Here is a 9,831-nt window from a genome sequence, read left to right as displayed (position 1 = left end):
TGTGGGCAATGAGGGATTCGAACCCCCGACCCCCTCGGTGTAAACGAGGTGCTCTGAACCAACTGAGCTAATTGCCCTCAATTGCGGGTGCAAATATAGTATTGTTTTAGAAAAAAACAACACTATTTTAATTTAATTTTATAAAATTTCTGCCACAACAAACGTACTCCCTCCTACATACACAACATCTTCTTTACTAGCTCGTAGCTTCGCCGCTTCAAAAGCCTGATTTACAGAATCAAAAGAATCACCAATGAGATTACACTCGTTTGCGGCTTCTTTTAATATTTTTTCTGACATGCCTCTCGGAATCGCCGGTTTACAAAAATAATAAACAGCATTTGTTGGAAATAGTGGTAAAACATCCTTTAAACTCTTGTCTGAAACTACTCCTAAAACAATATGCACTGTTTTGCTCTTTTCTTTTTTAAGTTGTTTTAAGGTATAAGTCAAACCTTCTTTATTATGAGCAGTATCGCAAATTATTTTTGGCTGCTGCTGTAAAATTTGCCAACGTCCTTTTAAATTGGTGTTTTTAACAACGTTTAAAAGACCGCTTTTTATGTTTTTTGCTGATGTTTTAAATTCCTTTAGCTGCTGAATAGCTTTTACTGCTGTTTTTATATTGTTGGCTTGATAATCACCTAATAAATCGGTTGGATACCTAAAGGCTTCATCTGAAGCAAATAGCATCTCACTTTTACAAGCATCCGCTTTAGCGCTAAAAACATGCTCAACTTCTTTTTGACGCTCACCAATAATAACTGGAACGCCGTTTTTAATAATTCCTGCTTTTTCAAAAGCTATTTCGGGTAAGGTTTCTCCCAAAAACTGCGTATGGTCTAAACCGATATTGGTAATTACCGAAACTTCGGGCGTGATAATATTTGTAGAGTCTAATCGTCCGCCCAAACCAACTTCTATAATTGCAATATCTACTTGTTGTTTTGCAAAATAATCGAATGCCATGCCTACAGTCATTTCAAAAAACGACAAGCGTTGTGCTTCTAAAAAGAGTTTGTTTTCTGATATAAATGTAACGACACTCTCTTTATCTATCTCTTCTCCGTTTATTCGGATACGTTCGGTAAAATTTTTAAGATGTGGTGACGTATACAATCCCACTTTATAGCCTGCTTCTTGTAAAACACTCGCTAACATGTGACTTGTAGACCCTTTTCCGTTGGTACCACCTACGTGAATTGTTTTGATTTTTTTCTCCGGATTCCCCAATTCATTACTTAAAGCAATACTATTGGTGAGATCTTTTTTAAAAGCTGTTTTACCCTGATTTTGGTACATTGGCAGTTGCGCAAACATCCAATCTAGGGTTTCTTGATATGTCATGTATCTATTTTATAACCTCTCAACATTAATTGAGATTACATTTTATTAAAAAGCTAATTATTTAGACAAAGAAAACTTATAGATAATGGTTCCTCTTTGTTTTGATGGCGCATTTACTGCTGCATTCCATTTTGTTTTTAAAGCAGCTTCTTTAGCTGGCTTTAATAAACACGCTGCCGTATTTGTTGATCCTTTTACTCCCGGAATAGCTTTGATAACTTTTCCGTTTTGATCTACCTCAATACTAACAACCACTGTACCTTCTTCCTGGCAATCTGGTTTTCGTATAGGTTTAGAAAGTGCTGTTCTTCCTTTTAAATTATAATTCCCTCCAGATCCACTTCCTGAATTTCCATAATATTTACTAGCATTCGGATCGCCTTTTTCGTTCCCTTTTACACCCGATTTATTATCATCTCCTTCTCCTTTTGTTGCTCCGTCTTTCGATGTTCCGTTTAACAAACTATTTAACGCATCGGTGGTTTCTTTTGATGGTTTAGGTTTTGGCTTCTTTTTGGGTATTACTTTTTTGGGAGTTTCTTTTACTACTTCCTTTTTTTCTTTTGATTTTTCTATAACGGAAACCTCTTTTGTTGTTTCACTCGTAATTACTTCTTCCTGCACAGTTTCTTGCGGGGTTTCTTTTACAGGTTCGTCAACAACTTCTTCTTGTGGTTTCTCTGGTGACGATTGAGATTTTGTTTTTTCAACAGGTTCACCACTACCAACTTCTGAATTACCAAAATTAATAGCCAATCCGTATTCTATTGGTGGATCTAAATATTTCATTCCGAAATTGAATACTCCAACAATTAAAAGCATCAGAATAACAGCCGTAATAATTGCTGATTTACGTTTATGTTCGGTTTCAAATATTTTCATCTTACTAACTTCTCAATATTTTTTTATCCTTCAAGAAAAAACCCGAAGCATTATTTAATTTATTTAGCTTTTACAGCTAAAATCATTTTTAATTTATTCTTGTTCGCAATATCAATAACTTTCATTACGTTTTTATAAGACGCATTTTGATCACCTCTAATAACGATGGTTTTCTTTTTATCTGCTCCTACTTTTGTTAGAATTGTGCGTTCTAAATCAACTGAATTCACCTTTGCCTTATCAATATAAAAAGCAGCTTTATCAGTGATGGTAACTGCTACTACTTTACTACTTTCGGTTTTACCGCCTGCCTTTGGTAATAAAACATCAATGGCACTTACCGTAACTAATGTGGATGTTAACATGAAAAATATCAATAACAAGAAAACAATATCCGTCATAGACGACATATTAAAACTTGGATCAACTTTATTTCTTCCTTTTAAATTCATTATGCTGGTTCGTTTAGTAAATCTAAAAACTCTACAGATTTTGCTTCCATTTGATGCACTACTTTATCGGTACGAACAACTAAATGGTTATAAGATATGTAGGCGATAATACCAACAATTAATCCGCCAACGGTTGTTGTCATTGCTGTATATAATCCGTCTGAAAGCAATTTAATATCTATTTGTCCTCCAGAATTTGCTATTTCATGTATGGCAACAATCATACCTATTACAGTACCTAAAAAACCAATCATGGGTGCAGCACCTGCAATCGTTGCAACTACAGAAACGTTTCTTTCTAATTGATATACTTCTAATTTACCTGCATTTTCTATTGCTTTGTTAATATCATCTAATGGTTTTCCTATTCTAGAAATTCCTTTTCCGATTAAGCGTGCTGTAGGAGAATTCGTATTCTCACATAATGCTTTAGCACTCTCTATCTTTCCACTTGTAATATAATCTCTTATCTGATTCATGAAGTTTTTATCTACTTCAGAAGCTGCTTTAATAGCAAAAAAACGTTCGAAATAAATATACAATGCTACGGCTAACAATACAAAAAGTAGGCCTATAATAATCTGACCTCCTAAACCACCATCTTTAATTAACTGAAGTATAGATAATGTTTTTTCTTCGGATATTGTTTCTTCTAAATTTTCTTGAATAAATAATAACATCAACTTATTTTTTTAAGTGCTTTTAATACTAACGACTCTTTCCTTCTTTAATTGTTCAAAAAAAAATCATCTTGAATATCGTAAAGCACCTTTATAGAGTACGTTATTTATTCAAAATGATTCTTATAAACTTTTACTTCTATATTATATAATAAAACCTCTCATAATTACGAAAGCGATTGACCCTACTAAAAAGCCAACAAATGCTAACCAAGATATTTTTTTCAAATACCAAAAGAAATCAATTTTTTCCATACCCATAGCTACAACTCCTGCTGCAGAACCGATAATTAACATAGAACCTCCTGTTCCTGCCGAGAAAGCTATAAAATGCCATAAAGGATTATCTATTGGCTCAGAAAACATTCCTAAAGATGCCGCTACTAAAGGTACATTATCAATCACTGCAGATCCGATACCTAATAATATTACTACTAAATCAGATACGTTTGTACCCGTCACTTCTGTTCCCATTAACGGAATACTTTGCTTTAAACTATCTGCAAAATTAAATAGAATACCTAATGATTCTAATGCAGCTACTGCCATTAAAATACCTAAGAAAAATAGAATACTAGGCATTTCTATTTTAGATAAAGATGCATGTACTGGGCTGTGGTGAGCGTGAGCATCTGACTCTTCACTGTTATAATCTGTTAATGAAAACTTAGATCTACTATAAATTTCAGCAAAAGTAGCTACCACTGCTAAAGATAACATCATACCCACATAAGGTGGTAAATGTGTAACTGTTTTAAAAAAAGGTACAAACACAATTGCTCCTAATCCTAGATATAACATTCTAGCACTATGAGGGCTTTTTTTACTTTCTTCTTCTACTTCGTCCGATTCAATATTTCCTTGAAAAGCAGGTAAAAAAGAAGCGATAACCGTAGGTACAATCATACATAGTAATGATGGTATAAATAAGTAAGCTACTAACATTTGTGTGCTTACTTTTTTACCAATCCATAACATTGTTGTTGTTACGTCTCCAATAGGAGACCATGCTCCACCTGCGTTTGCTGCTATAATAATTAAACCCGCAAACCAAATTCTATCTTCTCTACGTTTTACGATTTTCTGTAAAATAGAAATCAATACAATTGTTGCTGTTAAATTATCTATAATTGCTGATAAAATAAATGCTAACACACCAAACATCCACAAAATTTTCTTTTTGCTTTTTGTTTTTACGTAATCTTTAATTGTTGAAAATCCGTCGAAATAATCTATAATTTCAACAATTGTCATTGCTCCTAAAAGGAACACTAATATTTCGGCTGTTTTACCTAAATGATGTAATAAGGTTTCTTCAACCAAATGTAATTTATCATTATGAGGCAAACCTGCAAAACCTTCTACTAAAGCATGCTGCGATGAATCAAACCAATTTGTAAAACCATCAACTCCTAATGCAACTAATGCCCAACAAATAGCCATCATTACTAATGCCGGAATTAATTTATCTAATTTTATATTATGCTCTAAAGTAATGGCTAAATATCCCATTACAAATACTAAAATAATAGCTGCTTCCATTGTTCTAATTTAATTTATATCAATTCTTTTAATGCAATTTCAAATGCAGTTGAACAAATTTTTGTTTTCGATGCACTTTTTGTAAACGCTCTTTGTAATGCTTTTTTAATAATGTTTGATGTATCATCAAAAATAGCTTTATCTTCCATTGGTAATGCTACTTTTGCTTCCATTAAATAAGCAAAAACTCTTGCGATACCACAATTAGAAATAAAGTCTGGTAATAAACTTAAATGATTATCAGTATACTCCATAATTGGTCCGAAGAAAATCTCTTTATCTGCAAAAGGAACATTTGCTCCAGGAGAAATTACTTCTAAACCTGTATCTATCATTTGCTGAACTTGATCTTGAGAAACTAATCTTGATGCTGCTGCAGGTACAAATATTTCAGCAGGCAAACTCCAAATTTTACTGTTAATTTCATCAAAAGAAATCATATCATTAGCTACTAACTTGTTACCGTCTTTTGCTAAAAACAAGGCCTTCATTTCATCCATAGAAAATCCGTTTTCATTTATAACTCCGCCTTCTCTATCTATAATCCCAACAACCTTTGCACCTAACTGCGTTAAATAATACGCTGCTGCTGAACCTACATTTCCAAATCCTTGAACAATGGCTCTTTTACCTTCTATATTACCACCGTAAATATTATAATAATGCTTTACTGCTTCTGCAACACCATAACCAGTTAACATATCTGCAACCGTGTACTTTTTTGATAAATCAGGTGAGAATTGCTTATCTTCAATCACTTTAATTACACCTTGACGTAACTGACCAATTCTATTAATTTTATCAGCCTCGGTTGGTTTAAAATGTCCATTAAAAATACCTTCTTGTGGGTGCCAAACTCCGCAGCTTTCTGTAATCGGAATTACATCTTTATCTGCATCAACATTTAAATCTCCTCCGGTACCATAATAATGTTTTAATAATGGTGTAACCGCTTTATACCAACGCTCTAATACACCTCTTTTTCTTGGGTCGTTCGGATCGAAGTTAATTCCCGATTTTGCTCCACCAATTGCTGGTCCAGAAACGGTAAACTTAACTTCCATTGTTTTTGCTAAAGATAAAACTTCATTTTTGTTTAATCCTTTACGCATTCTTGTTCCTCCACCGGCAGCACCACCTCTTAATGAGTTAATTACTGTCCATCCTTCTGCATCAGTTTCTTGATCTCTCCAATGAAAAACAATTTCTGGTTCTTTTTGTTCGTATATTTTAAGTAAATCTTTCATAAATATCTTCTAATAAATTTTCAACTTCAATTCGTTATAATCTTTAATATCATTTTTAAAATAATCTCTTAAAGAGAAGCTAAAGTTGTGTCATTTAAAAAGTTTTTTTATTGTTATTATTGCTGTTAAAAACAGACTGTCACAAACTTACCATAAAAAAATGATTGCTCAAATATTTTGATTTAAAAATACTAACCATTAAAAATTACTCCTGATGAATGGTCTTTTTTTGCGCCTGTTACACTTCTTAAACAATTCACCTGATTTTCAACACGTAACAACCCTAAAAAAGCAAAAACCAGGGCTTCTTTATAATTAATAAGTTCATCGGTTTGAGTTGCTATTTTATTTTCAGCATAAAATTCGATTCTTCGCATTAAAAAAGAGTTAAAAACACCGCCGCCCGTTATTAAAACTGATTCATTTTTATGAATAATTTTTCCTATTTGCATGGTTGAATGCTCAATAAATGTTCTTAAAATTGTTGGAATGTCTTTTTCTAAATCATCTATCAAAGGCAAAATATTTGTCTGAACCCATTCTAAACCCAATGATTTTGGTGGCGCTTTTTCATAAAACCCTAAAGCGTTTAGTTTTTCTAGTAATTCGAAATTTATTTCACCATTTTCTGCTATTTTTCCTTTATCATCATATTCAAATCCTAGCTTTTGCACATAATAATTTAACACGATATTTACAGGACAAATATCAAAAGCGATTCTGTTTTCATTTTCTATAAACGACACATTTGCAAAGCCTCCAAGATTTACGCAGTAATCATAATTAGCAAACAATAACTCATCTCCTATCGGGACTAATGGAGCACCTTGTCCACCTAAGGCAACATCCTGTGTTCTAAAATCGCAAACCACTTTCTGATTCGTTATTTCAGAAATCTCTTTTCCCCTTCCTATTTGAAGTGTAATTCCTTTATGTGGTTCATGTAGAATTGTGTGCCCATGAGACGCAACAAAGTCGACATTCTTTATCTTATTTTTTTTGATAAAAACATTAATCTCTACTCCTAATAACTCACCGTATTCAATGTCTAATTTCAATAATTTTTCTTCAGAAAAATGAATGGCTGTTTGCAGCTTTTCTTTCCAATCATCCTTATAAGAAATAGTATCTGCAGCTAGTATTTTAAAATTTCTATAATCCTTTTTATCAAACTGAACATACACTAAATCTATTCCATCTAATGATGTTCCTGACATTAAACCTATAATAAAGTAAAAATCGCTATTCATATCCGTAAAAATAATAAAACTCTGTTGAAAATATGCTATGAAAAAAGTATCTTTGAAATCAATTTTTACGAATATAATAATCATATATAATGGATTTTAGTTTAACAGAAGAACACATAATGATTCGTGATGCAGCCCGTGACTTTGCACAAAACGAATTATTACCAGGAGTAATTGAAAGAGATAATGCACAAACCTTTCCAGACGAATTAGTTCGTAAAATGGGTGAAGTTGGTTTTTTAGGTATCATGGTAGATCCTAAATACGGAGGAAGCGGAATGGATGCTATTTCTTACGTATTAATTATGGAAGAGCTTTCTAAAATTGATGCTTCTGCCTCTGTTATGGTTTCTGTAAATAATTCATTAGTATGTTATGGACTAGAAGCATATGGAACTGAAGCACAAAAACAAAAATATTTAACAAAATTAGCTACTGGTGAGCAAATCGGAGCATTTTGTTTAAGTGAACCTGAAGCAGGATCTGATGCTACTTCTCAAGCAACAACTGCCGAAGATAAAGGTGATCACTATTTATTAAATGGTACTAAAAACTGGATTACCAATGGTGGTCGTGCTGGTGTTTATTTAGTAATCGCACAAACCGATCGTAGTAAAAAACATAGAGGTATAAATGCTTTTATTGTAGAAGCTGGAATGGAAGGTTTTCATGTAGGCCCTAAAGAAGATAAATTAGGAATTCGTGGTTCTGACACCCATACTTTACAGTTTAACGATGTAAAAGTACCGAAAGAAAACAGAATTGGTGAAGACGGATTCGGTTTTAAATTCGCTATGAAAACATTATCTGGTGGTCGTATCGGTATTGCTGCACAAGCATTAGGTATCGCATCTGGTTCTTACGAATTAGCTTTAAAATACTCTAAAGAGCGTAAAGCATTCGGAACCGAGATTTGTAATCATCAAGCAATTGCTTTTAAATTAGCTGATATGCACACAGAAGTTGAAGCTGCAAGAATGTTAGTAATGAAAGCTGCCTGGGATAAAGATCAAGGTAACAACTACGATATGTCTGGTGCAATGGCTAAGTTATACGCTTCTAAAGTTGCTATGGAACAATCTGTTGAAGCTGTGCAAATTCACGGTGGTAACGGATTCGTAAAAGATTACCATGTAGAGCGTTTAATGCGTGATGCAAAAATTACTCAAATTTATGAAGGAACTTCAGAAATTCAGAAAATTGTAATTTCAAGAGGAATTATCAAAGGATAAATTGTCTATTTAACAATAGTCGATAACTATAAACTAAAAGTCCATCATTAATCTGATGGACTTTTTATTATTTATACCCTATATAACTTTTCAACCTCATTTAAATCTATAAACAAATCAACTCTACATCACCTTTTAACTAAACCCGTTACCTTTCATTATTCATTATTCACCTCTTACCCTTTTATATGTGCGTTACCACAAGGGTCGCGCTTTCCGTACTCGCTTTTTGTTCATCCTTCACAAAAGAGCTCAAACAAAACTGCAATCGCTAACGCGTGTATTTATAATTATAAGTCTTTAAATTCTAATTTATGTAAATGCAAACCCGAAGCCGGTGCAATATTTTTTATAAAATCAATATCAGATGTCGGATTAAGACTCTCTTTAATAAAATCTAAATCAAATTCACCTTTTCCTAAATCATGTAAAGCTCCCATAATTAAACGAATTTGATTTCTTAAAAAACCTTCTCCTCTTACAACTAAAACAAAGCTTTCCTTCGGAAAAAAAGATGCAGTTAATTCTGTGTTTTTTTCAATTCTACAAAACACAATTTCTCTTTCAACTTTGGTTTCTTCCGTTGGTTTTGTACAATAACGTTTATAATTATGAAAACCTTCAAACAACAAAGCTCCTTGTTTCATTAAATCAACATCTAATTGTTCTCTAAAACGGGTTAAGAACGGAGCAGCATACGGATGGTTTTTTTCTCCATAAGAAAAATAATATCGGTATTCCTTTAACTTCGGATGCTGAATAATATTAAAATTTCTATCAATATCTTCAATTTTTAATGCACGCATATCTCCAGGTGCATTCGCATTAAAATCAACCATAAACTGATCGAAATCTACTTTTTCATCTATAAATAATTGAAAAGCAAAATGAGTTGCCGAAACTCTTGCATCAGTTCTACCTACGCCTAAACTTTTAAGGCGAATACCTTTATAGATAAACTTAAGTGTTTTATCTAAAAAAAGATGACCTGTTTTTAAGTTTGGTTGCTTTTGCCATCCATGAAACCGGAATCCTAAATATTGTAGTGTAACTAAGTAGGTGTATTTATAATTCATCATAACTAAACTAGTTAAATTTCGCGTAAAAAAAAACCTCAATCTATAAAGATTGAGGTTTAAAAGAAAGGCAACGACCTACTCTCCCACCATTGGCAGTACCATCGGCGCAAATGGGCTTAA

The 9,831-nt window shown here is 32.8% G+C and carries 9 protein-coding genes and 1 tRNA gene; 1 reads left to right on the top strand and 9 read right to left on the bottom strand.

Annotated features, from left to right (window positions below):
- Window positions 1-2: 2 nt before the first annotated feature.
- The 8 genes from AC28QF_RS13745 to AC28QF_RS13710 all read right to left on the bottom strand — a co-directional run bounded on the left by AC28QF_RS13745 (window position 3) and on the right by AC28QF_RS13710 (window position 7,400).
- Window positions 3-77 (bottom strand) — tRNA-Val (locus AC28QF_RS13745).
- A gap of 61 nt (window positions 78-138) precedes the next feature.
- On the bottom strand, window positions 139-1,347 hold the full coding sequence (locus tag AC28QF_RS13740) for a bifunctional folylpolyglutamate synthase/dihydrofolate synthase (RefSeq protein WP_488202367.1): 1,209 nt from the start codon (window positions 1,345-1,347) through the stop codon (window positions 139-141).
- Window positions 1,348-1,404: 57 nt separating this feature from the next.
- Window positions 1,405-2,229 carry an energy transducer TonB family protein gene (locus AC28QF_RS13735; RefSeq protein WP_488202368.1) on the bottom strand — a complete coding sequence of 275 codons (825 nt, stop codon included), beginning with the start codon at window positions 2,227-2,229 and terminating at the stop codon, window positions 1,405-1,407.
- Between the two features lie 59 nt (window positions 2,230-2,288).
- The gene (locus AC28QF_RS13730; protein WP_488202369.1) at window positions 2,289-2,681 is read right to left on the bottom strand and encodes an ExbD/TolR family protein; all 393 of its coding nucleotides are present in this window, start codon (window positions 2,679-2,681) and stop codon (window positions 2,289-2,291) included.
- A complete protein-coding gene (locus AC28QF_RS13725; protein ID WP_488202370.1) occupies window positions 2,681-3,361 on the bottom strand; it encodes a MotA/TolQ/ExbB proton channel family protein in 681 nt (226 codons plus the stop codon). The genes AC28QF_RS13730 and AC28QF_RS13725 overlap by 1 nt, the downstream gene beginning before the upstream one ends.
- Before the next feature lie 144 nt (window positions 3,362-3,505).
- Window positions 3,506-4,903, bottom strand: a complete 1,398-nt coding sequence (gene nhaD, locus AC28QF_RS13720) for a sodium:proton antiporter NhaD (protein WP_488202371.1) — start codon at window positions 4,901-4,903, stop codon at window positions 3,506-3,508.
- A gap of 14 nt (window positions 4,904-4,917) precedes the next feature.
- Entirely contained in the window at window positions 4,918-6,150 is a 1,233-nt protein-coding gene (locus AC28QF_RS13715) for a Glu/Leu/Phe/Val dehydrogenase dimerization domain-containing protein (protein WP_488202372.1), read from the bottom strand.
- Between the two features lie 191 nt (window positions 6,151-6,341).
- Window positions 6,342-7,400: an anhydro-N-acetylmuramic acid kinase gene (locus AC28QF_RS13710; protein ID WP_488202375.1), complete on the bottom strand. Its 1,059-nt coding sequence runs from the start codon at window positions 7,398-7,400 to the stop codon at window positions 6,342-6,344.
- Window positions 7,401-7,489: 89 nt separating this feature from the next.
- Here AC28QF_RS13710 and AC28QF_RS13705 point away from each other — a divergent pair, with 89 nt between their 5' ends.
- Window positions 7,490-8,632 carry an acyl-CoA dehydrogenase gene (locus tag AC28QF_RS13705; RefSeq protein ID WP_488202373.1) on the top strand — a complete coding sequence of 381 codons (1,143 nt, stop codon included), beginning with the start codon at window positions 7,490-7,492 and terminating at the stop codon, window positions 8,630-8,632.
- A 290-nt stretch (window positions 8,633-8,922) separates the two neighbouring features.
- On the opposite strand, the gene AC28QF_RS13700 is transcribed toward AC28QF_RS13705, so the two are convergent.
- Entirely contained in the window at window positions 8,923-9,711 is a 789-nt protein-coding gene (locus AC28QF_RS13700; protein WP_488202374.1) for a tRNA pseudouridine synthase A, read from the bottom strand.
- Window positions 9,712-9,831: the final 120 nt, after the last annotated feature.

It is taken from the genome of Tenacibaculum sp. M1.3A (genome assembly GCF_057732375.1).
The sequence above is the reverse complement of the archived record's forward strand: the minus strand, read 5'-3'. Positions and strand labels throughout refer to the sequence as shown.

Excerpts from the sequence above, each read along its gene's own strand:
- AC28QF_RS13740 (WP_488202367.1), bottom strand. The coding sequence starts at position 1,347 with ATGACATATCAAGAAACCCTAGATTGGATGTTTGCGCAACTGCCAATG.
- AC28QF_RS13735 (WP_488202368.1), bottom strand. The coding sequence starts at position 2,229 with ATGAAAATATTTGAAACCGAACATAAACGTAAATCAGCAATTATTACG.
- AC28QF_RS13730 (WP_488202369.1), bottom strand. The coding sequence starts at position 2,681 with ATGAATTTAAAAGGAAGAAATAAAGTTGATCCAAGTTTTAATATGTCG.
- AC28QF_RS13725 (WP_488202370.1), bottom strand. The coding sequence starts at position 3,361 with ATGTTATTATTTATTCAAGAAAATTTAGAAGAAACAATATCCGAAGAA.
- nhaD (WP_488202371.1), bottom strand. The coding sequence starts at position 4,903 with ATGGAAGCAGCTATTATTTTAGTATTTGTAATGGGATATTTAGCCATT.
- AC28QF_RS13715 (WP_488202372.1), bottom strand. The coding sequence starts at position 6,150 with ATGAAAGATTTACTTAAAATATACGAACAAAAAGAACCAGAAATTGTT.
- AC28QF_RS13710 (WP_488202375.1), bottom strand. The coding sequence starts at position 7,400 with ATGAATAGCGATTTTTACTTTATTATAGGTTTAATGTCAGGAACATCA.
- AC28QF_RS13705 (WP_488202373.1), top strand. The coding sequence starts at position 7,490 with ATGGATTTTAGTTTAACAGAAGAACACATAATGATTCGTGATGCAGCC.
- AC28QF_RS13700 (WP_488202374.1), bottom strand. The coding sequence starts at position 9,711 with ATGATGAATTATAAATACACCTACTTAGTTACACTACAATATTTAGGA.